This window comes from Pseudomonas trutticola BRTCR10 (genome assembly GCF_056155105.1).
Map to the genome: position 1 here is coordinate 3,623,778 of NZ_CM149552.1, position 17,669 is coordinate 3,641,446.

At 61.1% G+C, this 17,669-nt stretch carries 15 protein-coding genes and 1 pseudogene; 6 read left to right on the forward strand and 10 right to left on the reverse strand.

Annotation, left to right across the window (positions count from 1 at the left end):
• Positions 1–27: 27 nt before the first annotated feature.
• The 5 genes from ACVVH8_RS16415 to ACVVH8_RS16435 are packed head-to-tail and all read right to left on the reverse strand — an operon-like array spanning position 28 to position 5,346.
• A complete protein-coding gene (locus ACVVH8_RS16415) occupies positions 28–1,050 on the reverse strand; it encodes a GlxA family transcriptional regulator (protein WP_103302279.1) in 1,023 nt (340 codons plus the stop codon).
• A gap of 50 nt (positions 1,051–1,100) precedes the next feature.
• Positions 1,101–2,222: an agmatine deiminase family protein gene (locus tag ACVVH8_RS16420; RefSeq protein WP_475224919.1), complete on the reverse strand. Its 1,122-nt coding sequence runs from the start codon at positions 2,220–2,222 to the stop codon at positions 1,101–1,103.
• Between the two features lie 53 nt (positions 2,223–2,275).
• The gene (locus tag ACVVH8_RS16425) at positions 2,276–3,379 is read right to left on the reverse strand and encodes an extracellular solute-binding protein (protein WP_475224921.1); all 1,104 of its coding nucleotides are present in this window, start codon (positions 3,377–3,379) and stop codon (positions 2,276–2,278) included.
• A 2-nt stretch (positions 3,380–3,381) separates the two neighbouring features.
• Positions 3,382–4,290, reverse strand: a complete 909-nt coding sequence (aguB, locus tag ACVVH8_RS16430; RefSeq protein WP_475224923.1) for an N-carbamoylputrescine amidase — start codon at positions 4,288–4,290, stop codon at positions 3,382–3,384.
• A gap of 3 nt (positions 4,291–4,293) precedes the next feature.
• Positions 4,294–5,346 carry an agmatine deiminase family protein gene (locus ACVVH8_RS16435; RefSeq protein WP_475224926.1) on the reverse strand — a complete coding sequence of 351 codons (1,053 nt, stop codon included), beginning with the start codon at positions 5,344–5,346 and terminating at the stop codon, positions 4,294–4,296.
• A gap of 113 nt (positions 5,347–5,459) precedes the next feature.
• Between ACVVH8_RS16435 and ACVVH8_RS16440 the strand changes: the two genes are divergently transcribed.
• Entirely contained in the window at positions 5,460–6,320 is an 861-nt protein-coding gene (locus tag ACVVH8_RS16440; RefSeq protein WP_475224929.1) for a LysR substrate-binding domain-containing protein, read from the forward strand.
• Positions 6,321–6,327: 7 nt separating this feature from the next.
• Here the strand turns inward: ACVVH8_RS16440 and ACVVH8_RS16445 are convergent, their stop codons facing one another.
• Positions 6,328–7,488: a radical SAM/SPASM domain-containing protein gene (locus ACVVH8_RS16445; RefSeq protein WP_212809092.1), complete on the reverse strand. Its 1,161-nt coding sequence runs from the start codon at positions 7,486–7,488 to the stop codon at positions 6,328–6,330.
• A 170-nt stretch (positions 7,489–7,658) separates the two neighbouring features.
• On the opposite strand from ACVVH8_RS16445, the pseudogene ACVVH8_RS16450 reads away from it, so the two are divergent.
• From ACVVH8_RS16450 to phnE, 5 genes and pseudogenes are all read left to right on the forward strand, one after another.
• Positions 7,659–7,760: pseudogene (locus ACVVH8_RS16450) on the forward strand (RidA family protein); the annotation flags it as partial.
• 167 nt (positions 7,761–7,927) lie between these two features.
• Positions 7,928–8,791: a putative selenate ABC transporter substrate-binding protein gene (locus ACVVH8_RS16455; protein ID WP_475224932.1), complete on the forward strand. Its 864-nt coding sequence runs from the start codon at positions 7,928–7,930 to the stop codon at positions 8,789–8,791.
• On the forward strand, positions 8,788–9,585 hold the full coding sequence (locus ACVVH8_RS16460) for a phosphonate ABC transporter ATP-binding protein (protein ID WP_475224934.1): 798 nt from the start codon (positions 8,788–8,790) through the stop codon (positions 9,583–9,585). The genes ACVVH8_RS16455 and ACVVH8_RS16460 overlap by 4 nt, the downstream gene beginning before the upstream one ends.
• A complete protein-coding gene (locus ACVVH8_RS16465) occupies positions 9,579–10,403 on the forward strand; it encodes a PhnE/PtxC family ABC transporter permease (RefSeq protein ID WP_315447230.1) in 825 nt (274 codons plus the stop codon). Before ACVVH8_RS16460 ends, ACVVH8_RS16465 begins: the two co-directional genes overlap by 7 nt.
• Positions 10,400–11,167, forward strand: coding sequence for a phosphonate ABC transporter, permease protein PhnE (phnE, locus tag ACVVH8_RS16470; RefSeq protein WP_475224936.1), 768 nt, complete (start codon positions 10,400–10,402; stop codon positions 11,165–11,167). The genes ACVVH8_RS16465 and phnE overlap by 4 nt, the downstream gene beginning before the upstream one ends.
• 14 nt (positions 11,168–11,181) lie before the next feature.
• Here phnE and ACVVH8_RS16475 read toward each other — a convergent pair whose 3' ends face one another.
• Genes ACVVH8_RS16475 through ACVVH8_RS16490 form a run of 4 tightly spaced genes read right to left on the reverse strand, consistent with a single transcriptional unit; the run spans position 11,182 to position 17,447 of the window.
• A complete protein-coding gene (locus ACVVH8_RS16475) occupies positions 11,182–14,073 on the reverse strand; it encodes a bpX6 domain-containing protein (protein WP_475224939.1) in 2,892 nt (963 codons plus the stop codon).
• Entirely contained in the window at positions 14,066–15,895 is a 1,830-nt protein-coding gene (locus tag ACVVH8_RS16480) for a hypothetical protein (protein ID WP_475224941.1), read from the reverse strand. Before ACVVH8_RS16480 ends, ACVVH8_RS16475 begins: the two co-directional genes overlap by 8 nt.
• A complete protein-coding gene (locus ACVVH8_RS16485; protein ID WP_475224943.1) occupies positions 15,895–16,329 on the reverse strand; it encodes a bpX5 domain-containing protein in 435 nt (144 codons plus the stop codon). The genes ACVVH8_RS16480 and ACVVH8_RS16485 overlap by 1 nt, the downstream gene beginning before the upstream one ends.
• Positions 16,326–17,447: an AAA family ATPase gene (locus ACVVH8_RS16490; RefSeq protein ID WP_103302293.1), complete on the reverse strand. Its 1,122-nt coding sequence runs from the start codon at positions 17,445–17,447 to the stop codon at positions 16,326–16,328. Before ACVVH8_RS16490 ends, ACVVH8_RS16485 begins: the two co-directional genes overlap by 4 nt.
• Positions 17,448–17,669: the final 222 nt, after the last annotated feature.

Below are 17,669 nucleotides of genomic sequence, written 5' to 3' on the forward strand. Positions count from 1 at the left end.
GTGAATTTGGGCTGGTAACGGCTTGGGTTATTTGACCAGCCGTTTCTCTTTTGACGGGCGATAACCAAAATACGAGCTATAGCATTTGCTGAAATGACTCGGCGAGACGAAGCCACACGCCACCAGCACTTCCACCTGCGACAACTCGGTGTGTTGCAACAGTCGCCGCGCCTCGGTAATCCGCAGTTCCAGGTAATAACGCTGCGGGGTGGTACCCAGTTGTTCCTTGAACAAGCGTTCGAGCTGCCGGCGGGATCGGCCGGCGTAAACCGCCAGTTGCTCCAGCTCCAGCGGCTCCTCAAGGTTGGCATCCATCAACTTCACCACTTCACGCAACGGCGCACTGACGCAGATGTTTTCATCCGGTTTGATCCGCCGATACCGCGACTCTTCAAACGCCAGAATGTCTTCGATACCTTCGACCAACGCCTTGCCGTGCAAGCTCTTGATCCAGTCGAGCGCCATGTGGAACGCCCCGGACGGACTCGAGGCCGTGAGCCGGTCGCGATCGATCACGTAAGGCTCGCTGCTGACCTGAGTGGACTTGGCAATTTCAGTCAGGGCCGGGCGATGTTCCGGGTGAATCGCGCAGCGGTAACCGTCAAGCAATCCGGCGCGCCCGAGAAACCATGCGCCGTTCCACAAACCGGCGAGGGAAACGCCCCGCTCCGCTGCCGCCCGCAACAGGCTGGTCAACTCATCCGTTGCCTTCAGCTCGGTTCGATAACCACCGCACACCACCAGCAAATCCAGATTATCCAGCGCCGCCAGATCAATCCGTGCATCCGGGCGAATGACCAAACCCAGATCACTGACCACCTCACCCTCACCCAATCCGAACGTACGCGAAGCAAACAGCTCTGCCCGCAACAGATTGGCGGTGATGATCGTGTCCAGCGCCTGAGTAAAGGCCGGCAGCGAAAAGTGTTCGAGCAGCAGGAAACCGGTGCGGGTCATGCGGGTGTCAGCGGATTGCTCATTCAGATAGCGGAGGTTTTTCCCCTTCATGCCTCCGCTGAATTGGCGTCGTTCGATCAAGGTCGGGTCCATCGGTCATGTTGTTATCCGCCGATAGTTGGCCTGATCCGCCTCAGAGTCAATCACGCCTGTGGCTGATGGCTCGTGACGCAGTGAATACCGCCGCCTCCAGCCGCGATTGCATCGATGTTGAGTTGGACAATTTCACGCTGCGGATACAGCTCGGACAACAGGTCAAACGCCTTTTTGTCCGCCGCTTTGTCGCCGAATTCCGGCGCGATGATCGCGCCATTGATCACGAAGTAATTGATGTACCCGGCGGCGAAATCCGCATTGTCCTTGTTGAACTTGCTTTTGCGCGGCTTGAGTGGCGGCGAAATCGTATGAATCTGCAATTTGCGCCCGTCGGCATCGGTGGCGTTCTTGAGGATTTCCAGGTGCGCCTCAGTGACCTTGCGATCATAGGATTCAGGGTCGGTGTCGAGGTTGGCGAGCACCACGCCGGGCTTTATAAAGCGCGCATAGAAATCGACGTGGGCATCGGTGATGTCTTTGTTCTTGATCCCCGGCAGCCAAATGATTTTGCGCAGGCCCAGACGTTCCTTCAATTCAGCCTCGACGTCAGCCTTGCTCCAGTCCGGGTTGCGGTTGCTGTTGATCCAGCTGCTCTCGGTCATGATCCCGGTGCCGTGGCCATCGACTTCGATGCCACCGCCCTCGCCCACCAGCTCGCTGCGCTGATAGGTCGCTTGCGCATCGTCGGCCACAAGTCGGGCGACTTTCGCGTCTTTGCTGTGCTGCTGTTTGTTGCCCCAGCCGCTGAAGTTGAAATCCACGGCACCGAGCCCGCCCTTGTCGTCGATGACGAAATTGGCGCTGATGTCGCGCATCCAGATGTCATCGAGTGCAGCGGTGACATAAGTGATGTTGCGTGTGCCGCAGAATTCTTCGGCGATGCTGCGCTCGTTCTGGCGGCAGAACACGGTGACCGGTTCAAACCGGGCGATGGCGCGGGCGACGCGGCCGAGGGCTTCCTGGACGTCTTCGGTGAAGTCTTCCCAGATGGCATCTTGCGCGCCGAAGGCGATGTAGGCGCGCTCGTGTTTATCGCCCTCGTCGGGCATGAACCAGCGGCCCTGCGCAGCGGCGAACACTGTGCGCGGCGACAGGCCGAGGCCCATCACCGCTGCACTGACACCGGCAACCACCGAGGCTTGTTTGATGAAATCGCGACGAGTCGTCATGTGTACTTTTCCTGAATATCGGTGAAGGCCGGCGCTTGCTCGCCGGCCGTGAATCATTGGCGGGTGGCGGTTTTGAATTTGGTCCAGGTGCGCATACGCGCTCGCATGTCGGCCTGGGAAATGTCCTTGCCGGTAATCAACCGAGCATAGGTCGCTTCGTCGAGGTAGATGTCCGGGTTGTCGCGCATCACCGCATCGACACTTGCCCGCGCCTTGGCGCTGGATGTCGGGTAACCGGTGGCATTGCTAATCGCCGCCATGTTCTCCGGGCGCATGACGAAGTTGATGAACGCATAGGCGTATTCCGGGTGTCGGGCGTCGACGGGAATGGCCATGGTGTCCATCCAGATCGTCGTGCCTTCACGCGGCACTCGGTACTGGAATTTGGTGCGCTTGCCGGCGCTGTCCGAGGTGCGTTGCGCCTGGGTCATGTCGCCGCTGTAGCCGAGGGACAGGCACAGATTGCCGTTAACCAGATCGGTCACCGGTTGCGACTGGAACTTGCGAATGTACGGCCGCAGTTTCATCAGCAAATCACTCGCTGCCGCCAGATCCGCCGGTTTGGCGCTGCGCGGATCGCGGCCGAGGTAATTGAGCACGACGGCGAGCACTTCGTCCGGCGAGTCGATCACCGAGATACCGCAGTTGGCGAACTTCGCGGCCAGCTCCGGTTTGAACAGCATGTCCAGACTGTTGACCGGCGCATCGGCCATGCGCTGTTTGATCTGCTCCTCGTTGTAGGTCAGGCCGATGGTGCCCCAGGTGTACGGCACCGTGGCTTTTTGCGAGTGCTCGTAGTGGCTGCGCAGTTTCTGCAAACCGGGCTCGATGTCATCCATTGCCGTCAGCTTCGCTTGATCCAGCGGCATCAGGCTGCCGGCGCGCACTAGGCGCTCGGCCACGGTGTCGCCGGGGAAGATCAGGTCGTAACCGCTGCCGCCGGACAGCATCTTCGCCTCTAGCGTTTCGCTGCCATCGAGAACGTCGTAGATCACCTTGATCCCGGTTTCGGCGGTGAAACGGCTCAGGGTGTCTTCGGCGAAATAATCGGCCCAGTTGTACAGCCGCAGGGTCTTGTCTTCGGCATGCAGTGACGGCATGAAGCAGGTCAGTGCCAGGCCTATCGCGCCGAGCCAGCGTTTGTGGTGGATAACCATAATCAAACCCCTTGAGTGTTCCAGCGTGCATGAAGGTGGCGGCCGTCCTGACTCAGCAGCGGCCCGTACATGTCCGGGCGACGATCGCGGTAGATGCCCCAGTTCAAACGCTCTTCGCGCATGGCGGCCAGATCGAGGCTGTGCAGCAGCACGCCGGTGCTGTCGCGGTCGGCTGCGGCGAGCAATTGGCCCTTGTGATCGCTGATGAACGATGAGCCGTAGAAGCTCATTTGCAGGCTCGGATCGATCGTCGCGACTTCTCGGCCAACTCGATTCGATGCCACCACCGGCAGTAGATTGGCGGCGGCGTGGCCGCGCATGGTCATCTGCCAATGGTCGCGGGAATCCAGCGTCGCGCAGCCCGGTTCAGAGCCGATAGCCGTCGGGTAGAGCAAGACTTCCGCACCCATCAACGCCAGGCACCGCGCCGTTTCCGGGAACCACTGATCCCAACAGATGCCGACGCCGAGGCGGCCAAACGCGGTGTCCCAGACTCTGAAACCGGTGTCGCCGGGGCTGAAATATTCCTTTTCCTGATAGCCGATGGCGTTGGGGATGTGGGTCTTGCGATACACCCCCAACAGGCGCCCGTCAGCATCGGCCACGCTTAGCGAATTGAAGTAGGCATTACCGGCCTTCTCGAACCAGCTCAGCGGCAACACCACGCCCAGCTCCCGGGCCAGTGCGGCGAAGCGATCCAGCACGCGGCTGTCGCGATACTCCTCGGCCAGCGCCATGTGTTTATGGTTTTGTTCGATGCAGAAGTACGGCGTGGCGAACAGTTCCTGCAACAGGATGACTTGCGCGCCCTTCCCCGCAGCTTCCCGCACCAGACGTTCCGCCTGATCAAGATTGCCGGGTAAATCCCAGGTGCACGGCATCTGGGTTGTGGCGATGGTCAGTAGCGTCATCGTTCACGCCTCCAGAGGCCAGGCTGGCTGCTGCTGGGTGATGCAATGCACACCGCCACCGCCATGGGCCAGATTATTGATCCGCACCGGCACCACTTCACGACCGGGGAAGGCTTGCTTCAGTACTTTCGCCGCAACGTGGTCGGCCTCGATACCGTAGGCCGGCATGATGATCGCGCCGTTGGCGATGTAGAAATTGGTGTAAGAGGCGCAGAACACTTCGGCCTCGGTGTCGACCGCCTCGGAGGCTTCGAACAGTTCGATCAGCTCGAATTTACGGCCCTGGGCATCAGTCGCCAGTTCCAGTGCGCGGCGGTTTTCCCGAGCCACTTCGGCATACACCGAGCTTTGGTCATGGGTCGCATCCACCAGCAGCACACCCGGACGAGCGAAGGCGCACACGCCATCGACGTGGCCATCCGTGACGTCGCCAGTGACATAATCCGGATCGCCCGGCAGCCAGATGGTTTTCTTCACGCCGAGCAGGCGGCTGAAGATTTCTTCCATCTCGGCTTTGCTCATGCCCGGGTTGCGATTGGGGTTGAGCAGCACCGATTCGGTGGTGATCAGCGTGCCTTCGCCGTCGACATGAATCGCCCCGCCTTCGTTGCTCAGCGGCGTGCCGAAGCATTCCAGGCCCAAGTGATTGAGCGCACGACGCGCCACGCTTTCATCCAGATCATGCGCCGACTTGCCGCCCCAGGCATTGAAGCGCCAGCTGACTCCGGCAAGCCCAAGTTGCGCATGGCAGACAAAGCTTGGACCGGAATCACGGAACCAGCTGTCGTTGACCGCCAACGGGATCAACTCGACGTTCGGCCCGCACAAGGCTTTGGCGCTGGCGATAGCCGAGGGATCGACGACCATTTTTACCCGTTCGAAGCGGGCGATGGCATTGGCCACGCCGGCAAAATCCTGCTGTACCAGCGGCAAGGTCACACCCCAAGCGGATTGCCAAAGGGCCTCGTTATGTGGCCAGACCATCCACGTCGCCGCGTGCGCCACCCATTCGGCCGGCATCATCCAACCGCTGTTTTTAATGTTGTCGTGCTGCATGATAAGCCTCGTCAGTTAAGCTGTTGTGTTCAATGGCACCTATGCTACGGGCCATAAAAACAGCGAACAAACGATGGATTTAGCGCACAACTGATTAGAGGAACTTATCGATCATGCTCAAGCACTGGCCCCCACTCAGCTCGCTGCGCGGCTTTGAAGCCGCCGCCCGGCTGGGCAGTTTCCACAAGGCTGCCGACGAGTTGCACCTCACGCAGTCGGCGATCAGCCAGCAGATCCGCAGCCTGGAGACGTATCTGGAACAACCGCTGTTTTTCCGCAACGGTCGCAGCGTGGCGCTCACCGATGCCGGTAATGATTTGCTCAGCACCACGCAGGCGATGCTGCAGCAACTGGCGGTCGGGATTCGTCGTCTCGGGCAGTATCAGAAGCCCAATCAACTGGTGCTCAACACCACACCGGCGTTCGCCCGGCATTGGCTGTTGCCGCGACTGGGGGCGTTTCGCCGGGAGCATCCGCAGGTCGATCTGTGGATCTTCAGTACCGATGAAGTTCCGGACATGACCACGCAGACCATCGATCTGGCGGTGCGCGACGACATCAGTTCGCAGGCGGAGTGCAGCTTCAAAGTGCTGTATGCCGATCGTCTTTATCCGGCGTGCCATCCAAGCGTGTTGGAGCTGCCCGCCGCGCAACGCACGACGTTGCATGGTGAGCGGGAAATGGACTGGAGCCATTGGGCGGTGGAGGCAGGCATTGATGTCGGCCAGCAGGATCAGGGGCTGAATTTTTCCGATCCGGGATTGCTGCTCGATGCCGCTTGTTCAGGTCTCGGTATCGCGCTGGTGAGTCAGTTGCTCAGCCGGCAGGCAAGGGCTGACGGCGTGTTGCAGCCATTGGTCGAGGGCACCATTCGCGGGCCTAACTGGGCACTGCTGACTCACCGCGACAGTGAAAATGACCCGATGGCCCAGCGTTTTACCGCGTGGCTATCGGATCATCTGCAGTCAGCCTGACTGGCGATCAAACGACTGAAAAGGCACCGGCACCGACTCTTTCTTCCAGGCGTCCAAACAGCACGTAGTGCTGATAGCCACTGGAGAAGGAGCCGTTGTGAACGGCCTGTCGGACGTCGTCATTCAATTGAAGGTATCGGGCTTCATCGAAGTTTTCGGCACTGACTTCACCGGCCCGGCCAAGTTGTTCGCTATCAATCGGCAAACCCGCAATGCTGCGCTGCTGGAAATCGATCATGCGATTGATCGCATGACTTTCAAGCGCGCCCTTGCCGGGATACATCGCGTAGATGTGCATCCCTTTGTTGACGCACCGATCGCACATGTCGACGCAGTTTTTCTGGGTGTTTTTACGCTGCATCAACTCGTCGACAGCGATGTCGAGATACTTGCCGACCTGGTATTCGCTTTGATTGAAGATCGTGCAACACAGCACTGTATTGCCGTTGCAGTCGATCACCAGCCAATTGTCCTTGAGCGTGCACGCTTGTTTGTGGAAGTTCTGCACAACATTGACCAGATCATCGTAAGGCGGCAATGCCAGCCTTTTCAGGGTCTCGTGGTCGGTTTCAGTCACCGAAGGATCGTGTTCGACAATGGCCAGCACTTTTTCCAGCGGCATCATCACGGAATAACCCGTGCCGAATGTGAAGCCGAGACGCTCACTGAACTCGCGCATCAGCATTTCTTCTTCGAGGTTGTCCAGATAACGATGGTAATAAACGTCGATCCGGGTATTCAGACCATGCTGCTGCACGAGTTCACTGAGGGTGATCATGTTCTGTTTTACAACTTCGATATCCCCCCCGACATGCCCCTTCGAGTAGGTCTCCTGGTAAAACCCTGACAGCGAGATACGAAAGAAACCCGGCTCGGCCAACAAGGCTTTTTCCATGTTTTTGGCCAGGTTCAGGTTAGTGCTGACGCCACTGTTGATGCCCGCCGCATTGATGATCTCGATGAACTCGCCGATCTTTGGATGCACCAGAGGCTCAGTCCAGTTGTAGAGAAAGATAGAGCTGACGCCTTCACGCTTGGCTTTCTCGACGATCGCCCGGAACATGTCGAGCTGCATGGCTTTTTTGTAGTTGAGGTTTTCCGAGTTACCCATCGGACAAGAGGGGCAGCTCAGATTGCAGGCGCCGACGATATCGATGTACATATTCATGTGAAATTCCTTGAACCCAGAGCTTTTCTGGTCAACGCCTCAGGTCTGCGGGACGCCAGCAGTGTTGGTTATTTGACGGCTTCGGAGCGAGCTAGCAAAAACTGCACCAGTCACTCTCTACGCCATTAACTTCACCACCCAATCGATAAACACTGCTCTCGCAGGCCTGAGGCGATGCGCCACATCCGACCGTAACCGCCGTCGGCGTGACGTGGTTGTACGGCTTCGATTTCGAGATCAAGGTGATAGCCAGGGTCCCCGAAACACACTGACCTCTCCCGCAGGAGAAACGTGGCGTAAAACATCACCGGCCGTCGTAGCTGGTCTTTGAGCCACCGGCTGCGTATAACCTCGCCGTTTCGTCTACCCTGACTTTGCGCCTGCGCCGATTGTTCAGTACAGGCGCACCGACATTGACGCTCATGAAACGGAGATCTCCATGCTCAAGCGAACCCTGGCACTGACGGCCGGTCTGGCCCTGTCTCTATCCGCACTGGTGACGCACGCCGCTGACGTGTTGAAAGTCAGCGCCATTCCCGATGAAGCCCCGACCGAATTGCTGCGCAAGTTTGAGCCGTTGGGTGCTTATCTGGAGCAGCAATTGGGCATGAAAGTGCAATTCGTGCCGGTGGCCGATTACCCGGCAGTGGTTGAAGCGCTGGCCACCGACCGTCTCGACATGGCCTGGCTGGGCGGTTTCACCTTTGTTCAGGCACGCTTGAAGACTGACGCCACCACCCCGGTGATTCCGCTGGTGCAGCGTGAACAGGATGCGCAGTTCACCAGCAAGTTCATCACCGCCGACCCTAATGTCAAAAGCCTTGCCGACCTGAAAGGCAAGACCTTCGCCTTTGGTTCCGTCTCCTCGACTTCCGGCAGCCTGATGCCGCGTTATTTCATGCTGAAAAATGACGGCATCAAGCCTGAAGCGTATTTCAGCCGCGTCGCCTACTCCGGCGCCCATGACGCCACCGTGGCCTGGGTGCAGGCCGGCAAGGTCGATGCCGGTGTGTTGAACGCCAGTGTCTGGCAGAAACTGGTGGATGCCGGCAAGGTCGACACCAACAAGGTCAAAGTCTTCGCCACCACCCCGCCCTACTTCGATTACAACTGGACGGTGCGTGGCACGCTCGATCCGGCACTGGCGGCGAAGATCAAAAAAGCCTTCCTCGATCTCGACCCGGCCAACCCCGGGCAGAAGAAGATCCTCGATCTGCAAGCGGCGACCCGCTTCATCGACACCAAGCCTGACAACTACAAGGGCATCGAGGAAGCCGCCCGCGCTGCCGACCTGCTGAAATGACGCTTCGCCTTAACCAATGCAGCCTGCGCCACGCCAATGGGGTCGATGCGCTTCGCGGTATCGACTTGCAGATTGGCGTTGGCGAACAGGTCGCTATCATCGGCCCGTCCGGGGCCGGTAAATCGACATTGCTCAATCTGCTGGCCACCGCTCTGCGGCCGAGCAGCGGTGAGGTGGAAGTGCTGGGCGAGCGCGCCTGGCACTTGTCGGCTCAAAAGCGGCAACGCCTGCGTGCGCGGATCGGCCTGGTGCATCAGGCGCCGCCCCTGCCGTTGCGTCAGCGCGTGGTAACGGCGGTGCTGGCCGGCAAACTCGGGCAATGGAGTCTGGGCAAAAGTCTGCTGAACCTGCTGCATCCGCTGGACGTGCCCGGTGCCCGTGCGGCGTTGGCGCGACTTGATCTGGGCGACAAACTGTTCGCCCATTGCCAGCAATTGTCCGGCGGTCAGTTGCAGCGAGTCGGCATTGCGCGTGTGCTTTATCAGGCGCCGAAAATTCTGCTGGCGGATGAGCCGGTATCAGCGATGGACCCGGTGATGGCCGGGCACACCCTGTCGATCCTGTCGCGCCATGCCCGCGAACACAAGGTCACGCTGGTGGCGAGCCTGCACGCGGTAGATCTGGCGCTGTCGCACTTCCCGCGCATCATCGGCTTGCGTGACGGGCAGATCCTCTTCGACAGCCCTGCCGATCAAGTCAGCCGAGCGATGCTCGACGCGCTGTACGCCAACGAACAATTGCAATCGCCAGCCGTTGCGCTCGCGCCTTTGACTGTGCAGATCCCACGATGCTGAGAGCCGATTCACGCGATCCCGCCGCCTGGCCACGTTTGCTGCTGACGCTGTTGGCGATTGCTTTACTGTGGCCGGGAATCCAGCTCAGCGAACTGGATCTGCGCGTATTGCTGCCCGACAGCCAGAATGAAATGGGCCGGTTTGTCGCGCAATTCTGGCCGCCTGCGCACGATGAAGCTTTCCTGCAGTTGCTGTTCAAAGCCACCTTGCAGACTTTGGCAATCGCCACCGCCGGCATGGCGTTGGCGCTGCTGTTGGCCGTTCCCGCCGGCCTGTTGGCGAGCCGTGCCTTGTCGCTGTCCGCTGCTTCACGCGGCGGGGTGCCGAGCCGCCTCGGCCGCTTGTTGCGCTGGCCGGTGCGCGGTTTGTTGATTTTCCTGCGCAGCGTGCCGGAGATCGTCTGGGCGCTGTTGTTCGTGCGCGCGGTAGGCCTCGGGCCGGCGGCGGGTGTGCTGGCGATTGCCATCACTTACAGCGGCATGCTCGGCAAGGTCTACGCGGAAATTTTCGAATCCACCGACCAGCGTCCGGCGCATGCCTTGCTGCAATCGGGCAGTGGTCGGCTGGCTAGTTTTGCTTACGGCATCCTGCCCAACGTCGCCGCAGAACTGCTGTCGTACACGGTCTATCGCTGGGAGTGTGCGATCCGCGCTTCGGTGGTGATGGGCTTTGTCGGCGCCGGTGGGCTGGGCCAGCAGATCGACCTGTCGATCCGCATGTTTGCCGGTGGTGAAGTCGCGAGCATTCTGCTGACTTTCCTGCTGTTGGTATTGGTGGCCGATCAACTCAGCCGTTTGTTGCGCTGGAGGCTGGCATGAATCGTCTGATCAATCTGTTGCTGATCGCCGGCATCGCTTTGGCGGTTGTTGCTTCGTTCGCTTATCTGAGCCTCGATCTGGGCGAGTTGGGCAGTGCCACCAGCCTCAAGCAGATGGGCGCGTATGTGCAGCGCTTTCTCAGCCCGGACTTGAGCGCCGATTACCTGAAAGCGATCGTCCATGGCTCGATGGAAACGTTAGCCATGTCAGCCTTGGGAACTTTGCTCGCGGCGCTGTTCGGCATCGTCCTCGCCCTGCCTGCCGCCGGGCGTTTCGGCTGGCCGTTGCGCAGTGCTGCGCGCCTGTTGCTCAATGGTTTGCGGGCGATTCCGGAACTGGTCTGGGCGGCGCTGATGGTGCTCGCCGCTGGCCTCGGCCCCAACGCCGGCACCCTCGCCCTCGCCCTGCATACCACTGGCGTGCTTGGCCGGTTGTTCGCCGAAGCGCTGGAAAACACACCGCCGCAACCGGCCGAGGCGATCCGCTTGCAGGGCGGCAACCCGATGCTCGCGTTCTGCTACGGCACCCTGCCCAACCTTGCCCCGCAACTGCTCGCCTACGTTCTGTATCGCTGGGAAAACAACATCCGCATGGCCAGCGTATTGGGATTCGTCGGTGCTGGCGGACTTGGGCAAATGTTGTATGTGAGCCTGAGCCTGTTTCAGGAAGCACAGGCGAGCACGGTGATCCTGGCGATGCTGGTGCTGGTGTTTGCGGTCGACTGGTTGAGTGCGTGGAGCCGCCAGCGCTGGGTCAAAGCGTAGGCGGCCGGGCCGGATCAGTTCAGTGAAATGTTGTGTTGAGTGGCGGTGTCGACGTTGATATGGCTCAAACGCCCGTGGAGATCGAACAGCAAGTAATCGGCGCCGACACAACGCATCTTCACACCTTGCACAGGCCATTGCAGAGTGGCGCAGAGACGGTCGCCAGGAAGGTGGATGAAGTGCCAGCGCATATCCTGATCGACGGTCAGGTATCTGATGACCAGCCATTGGCCCTGCAAATAAGCATCCATCAGATCGATTTCATAAAGGTCCAGCCCGGGCAAGCGATAGTTCTTGCGCCCGTCAGGCCACGCCAGCTCAAGAACATTCCCGGCAACATTAAGATGTGCCTCGATCACTCGGCCATCGGCGTCGAGCAGCCGGAAATTGTCCGCGGGCATGTGCGGCAGTAAATCCCGGCTCATCAACCGACGCTCGGGCAATCGGTAATGCCACAGGTACGTACCTTTCTCCCCAGCGTTCAACCACAGATATTCGTTGTGCGCGTCATCGTTCAGGCCACCGACGTGAGCCGGCAAATCGCTGACATGCCACAGCGTTTCGAATCCATGATCGACATCCACCACCCGCACCTGCCGCCCCCGGCCGAGGGTCCAGGTCAAACCGTCGAATGATCGGGCGAACACATCGAACATTTGCACGCCCAGGTCCGTCGCGCTGCGCGTGACCAGATCGAGCTTGCTGATGCGCCAGACATCATCGCGGCGGGCCAGCACCAGCACGACCTGACGGTCATGGGCCAGCACGATGTTGTGTGCCGGCACCGAAAAATGACACAGGGTCTGGCCGTGCGCATCGATAACCACCGCCCCCGCCTCGCCCAACGCGAGTAAGTAACGCCCATCCTCCAGCGGCACCGCGTCGAGAATCTTGCGGTTGCCCATGAACGGGGCTGTCCATTCAAGTGGCTCACTCACCTTCGACAGCGGGACGCTTGCGGCGAGGGTCGGCAACGCCCCCGGCAGATCGGCCTGCAACAACTTGTCCTTGCTCATGCTGACCAGTGCCTGCAATTGCTGATGCGACAAGCGCCCATGGCCGTCGATCTGGTCGGCCAACACCGCGTGCACGATGGCACCGGCCAGCCATGCCAGTGCATTCACGTGCGTCTTGTGCTGCAACAAAATCTCGGCCAATGCCGCGCGCTCGGCGTGGCGCGCCGGATCATCGCGCAGTTGCTCGACCCACTCGGCATACGCCTGCAAGGTATCGGGCAACAGCGCGGCCCGTTTGACCAATGCGCCCAACGCCAGCGCGCCTCCCGCCGCTTCGGCATCCAGCAGCCACTGGGCGGCGCGTTTACGCTCCGCGCTCAGCGGCCAGATCACTTCGACGGCCTGTAGCCAGAGGCCCTTGCGGGTCAGCGATTCGGCCCATTCCAGACGCAAACGGTCGGCGCTCTCTGGCCACTTGCCTTGCAGCAATGTCACGGCGGCGGCAAACGCATTGTCACGTCGGGCGACCAGCAAGGCGCGCTGCCAGTTATCGGCCAGACACAACAACCGTACGATCATCGCGGACGGCATATCCCAGGCCAGCGCGAGGTCGGCGGCTTGTTGCAAGCGGCCGTGCTTCTCCAGATAGTCGAGCGACTCCTGACGCACCTTGAGCAGTTCGGCGAGCACGAAGACCGCTTCTTCAATGCGGCCCGCGCGATCAAGGCGCTCAAAGGTCTGCCGGTAGACCTGCCGCAGATGCGCTTCCATGTCGTGTTCGAACCGGATCGAGCGCGTGGGCCCACGGCTGTGGTCGATCATCAGATCCTGACGTCGCTGCGGCGTACCGAACGATTGCTCGCCGCTGCTTTGCTCGCTGCCCAATGGAATCGCGTGACGCAGCGCCTCTGCGAAATCGCCGTCCTCGAACATCTCGAGCATGCGCCGCATGTAAGCGGCTTGGCGCTTGCCATACAGGGCCGAGAGGCGCGAATTTTCAGTCAGGCGTGTCACCCAGCGCCGCCAGCGCGAGGGCTTGGCTTTGGCCGGTGTGGCGCGGGGTTCAATACCTGGTTCGGCGGCGCGGGGTGCCGCAGGCTGCACCGGCACCGGCCGGCGCAACACGTGGCGCAACCCGGCCAATATCAAGGTCAGGGCAATACCACCGATCAATGTGCCGACCACGATGCCGCTGATTTGCACCGATACCGGCGTCGCTGTCTTCGCCGGCAAGCCTTGCAGGCCAGGATTTTGCCCCTGCGACCCCATCCAGAAAATCGCTATCAGAATCACCAGGGTCACGCTGAGCTTCAGCCACGGCAAAGGCGTATCGGCCGATTGCGTCCAGCCGGTTTCTTTCGCCGTGACGGCTTGATAGACCGGCCCTTTCGCAGCTTTTTGCTGGCGATCAAGCAAGGCCTGCATGACCTGTTCCTGCTCGGGACTGACCGGACGCAACGCGTCGCCGAGAATTTCCCGAACGTCGGTGACCACGGCCACGGGTTCAAGCACTGGCTCCGGCAGCACGTTTCGGCAGTCATAGGTGTCGAGCAAAGTGAGGCCATTGATATCAAGCCAGTCACCCGGTGCCAGGGCCTCGGCATCGCGCAAATATTGGGCACTGACGTGACTGCCGCGCACCAGCCAGATATCGGCGGCCGGCAGGCTGCGCATCTCCTGCGGATCGAGCAGCGCCGAACACAGTGTGTTGCCTTGGCGAATCAGCGGCCAACCGGTCAATGCCTCGCATTGCACGGCGATGGGCTGGCGAAAACGCAGCAGATCACCGTCGGCGAAACGGTAGGCCCGGGCCTCGGTTTGCCAGTGTTCGAGGAGCTGCCGGACGCGTTCGGCCTCGCTGAAACGCTCGGCGGCGAACCACAGGCCTTCAATGTGTTGATGACCGGTCAACAGCGGGCGGCGGATCAACGCTGCGTTATGCTCAAGCATCGCTGCCGTCCTTGTTTTCCGGATGTTCATTACAAATGATCTGCAAACGCAGGAGGCGTTGCGGGACCGCGTACACCAGCAGTTCGCGGGCCTTGGTCAGCACGGCGATCACGCCGCTCAGCGGGCAAAAGCTGTATTTGACGATGGGGGCGGCGGTGGTAAACAACATGCGCTGACCGCCTTCGCAGTACACAGCGATAGCGTGCTGGTTGGGGGCAAGCAACAACAGTGAATAACGCTCGTTGTCCTCTTGCAGCAGGCCGATGCCCTTCCAGCCGGGAGCCAGCACGATGCGTTCGATTTCCGAGGCCGCGCCCTTGGCTGACACCACGCCCCAACTCTCGCACCCGTCGCTTATCCTCAGCACCGCGCAACCGCCAAAGCCCCTGCGCCACAGGGGACTGGCGGCGAACAGCACCTGATCGACTTGACTGGCGAGACCTACCACATGCGCCGCCGTGACATCGCCGTCAGCGTTGACCGAGTGCGTGTGCAATCGATCACCCTCACGGCGTGCATACACCACGACGTCATTGTCAACCTTGGCCATGCTCAACACGTCCGCCGCTAAGCGGTGGGTGCGCCGGGTTTTGGGTTTGGCCGGCGTACGGCCGGTTTCCACTACCCAGAACGCCAGATGACCCTGGCCGTCGAGCAGAAACAATCGGCCCGTCGACTTATTGCGCAACCCGGCTACCGGCAGGAGCGACGCGGTGCCTGGCGGCAGCTTGAGTTCTTCAAGGCCCGGTTTGTCGACCGGTTTCAGCCCGGGCATGCTCCAGAACGTCAATTGCCACTGATCACTCAAAACGGCGCCCAAGGCCTTGCCGTTGAAGGTCGCCGCCAGTGCCGTTTGCTGCGCAGACCATAGACTGTTGCGGATTTCGAGGGGTTTCTTCTGGTTGTGCACCGGTAGCTTGATCACCACCATGCCGGGCTCACCGAGCAGTTTCAGGGCGACATGCGTACCCGCGCTGGAAATCACCGGCTGCAAGGTCAGCGACACTCGCGGGACGCGGCCCTTCGCGGTCGGTGCGGCTGCGACCACTTCACCTTCGAAATGGCCTTTGAGCAACTGCAAGGCCAGGCGCTCGTCGGGAAGCGGCAGCGACACTCGACGAGCGCCCGCCGCGTGCAGAGCCACCGACAGACTGCGTCCGTCGAGGCTGCGCGATACCTGCACGCGATGGCTGCAGGACAGGCCTTCGGGCGCGGGCAAGCGCTGCCCCACCAGCCAGCATTCGCCGACGGGCTCCGGTTGCGCATTCAAGCCGTCACGCCAGGCCTGCCAGTGCCCGGCGTCAACGGTTTTAAAGGTACGGGCGCTGAGCAAGCGTTTGAGCTGTGCAGCGCTGTCGAGGACATGCAGCTGCGGCGCCTGCTGCAAAATGCCCCAGCGCAGCTCGGCGCCGGCGTCTTTGGCGCGACGTGCAAGGAGGATCAGCAAGGCCATGTGCACCAGACGCGCAGCGCCCAGTTGCAATGGCCCGGCATCGAACAATACGACCATCAAGCGACTGGCCTGATGCGAGCGGTATTGCGGCGCGAGAAACAGATGCTCGCCCACCACGGCCCTGCGCAAAAACTCATCAGGCACTTCATCGGCCAACAGCCATTCACTCGACAACAAACGCTCATAAGGGCCGCGACGTTGCAGATCGGCCAAGCCATCGGGCTCGGGCACGCCGCCCTGCTGTTGGCCACGCAGCGGACCGAGCAGCGGATCCAGACGCCCGAACAGGTGGGCAAACAGCGGCAGTTGTGCCGGAGCAAACCATTGCAGCCAGTCGCGCCAGGGTTGCAGCGATTCAGGTAATTGCATCAGCGGCCCGCCCAGTAAGCGCCAATGCGCTGCAAATGCTGCGTCGTCACCGGCAACAAACGATCCAGCGGCACCACGGCGGCGGGCTCGCGCCAGAGCAGCAGCGGCGCCCGGGCGAATCGGCTGGACAGCGCCTGCCCCAGCAGGTCTGTCGGGCGGTCGGGCTCCCAACTGGTCGGCAGCCACAGTCCCGGTGCACGTTCGTCCATCGCCGCATACGCCACGCCGTCGACCCACGGCAGATCCGCCGCGACACCGGTCACCACCAACACGTCGCGATTGGCCGTGGCCTGCAGGCCCCCGGCCTGTTCCTCGGGGATCAGCAACAAGCGTGCGTGCAAACGCCGTGCTACGTCGCCCCACGCCACGGCGGCCTGGGGCTCGACCGGAGTCTGCCGTGACTGCCAGGCCCAACTCAGCGGTTTGATCGTCATGCCGCAGACGTCAGCAGACGCGCCACCTGACCGCGCACGTCCTGCAACGACGACGGAATGGTCTGATCATTGAAGTTGGCATCAATCTCACGCAGCAGGCCTTCAAGCAAGGCACTGGCCGGTGGTTCGCTGCGGGCCAGATACTCCTCGCCGGTTTCCAGCAAGCGACTGAGCCGCGACAGTGGTTGCAGGGTCGCCTCTTCCACCGCGCTGAACAAATGGCTGTTGCTCGACTGCGCGAAGATCTCGCGCAGCACTTCGCGGCCATGTTGTTGGGTTTCCTTGGTCGGCAGTACATACAGCAGCGGCCACAGGTCCGCCTCGCTGGCTTCAAGTCGCCCGCCGAGTAACGCCGCTGCGGCGATCAGGCGCTGGGATTTGACGATGCGCCGATCCGACAACTGAATGCCAGCCTCGCGCAGACGCCGAATGGCCTGGGCCAGTGCCGGGCGCACGGCAGTCAGATCGACGTTTTTCAGAGCCTGGCCGAGGGTGTCGAGTTGGCTCAGGCCCAGCAGTTGCTGCACCGGGCGCTGCTCGGACTGCCAGCCACCGGCGAGCATCGCTTCGAGCTGATTGTCTGGCACCGATTCGACAAACAGGTGCAGCAGGAAGCGGTCACCGAATGCCGCCAACGCTTCATCATCCGGCAGACCATTGGAGGCGCCGACACACACCCGCAACGGGCACTGGATCTGCGTGTGGCCACGGCGGAAGCGGCGTTCGTTGAGCACGCCGAGCAAAGTATTGAGGATCGCCGTCGAACCGAGGAAAACCTCGTCGAGAAAGACGATATCGGCTTCCGGCAGCATGCCGCTGACGTCCGTTTCCACCGTGCCTTCGCGCAGCTTTTTCAGGTCGACCGCGCCAAACAGCTCCGAGGGTTCGGTGAAACGCCCCAGCAGGTATTCGAAATAGCGCCCGCCCATCGATTGCGCCACGCGCCGCACCACCGCACTTTTCGCCGTACCGGGTGGGCCGATGACCAGAATGTGCTCCTGCGCTACAGCGGCCAGCACAATCAGCTCGGCCAATTGCTCGCGCCCCACCAGCCCCTCGGTGGCGACCCGCACGGCCTGACGGATTTGCGCGGCAGCGCTCTGCAATGAAGCGTTCATGGACATCTTCCCTGAAAGTGGTTTTTTGATGGGTGGCTGACCGGCTGCTATCGGCCGCCGGCAGTTGATCTTTAATCGACGCCTTTGGCGAGTGGATATCTGCCAGAAGCTGATTATGCTTCAGGAAACCGTGCAGCAATGCGCGGCCGTCAGACTGTGCAGGTTTCACGCGAGAGCAATGCGGTATACGCCACAAGGCCAGAGTGCGATAGCGGTATCGGG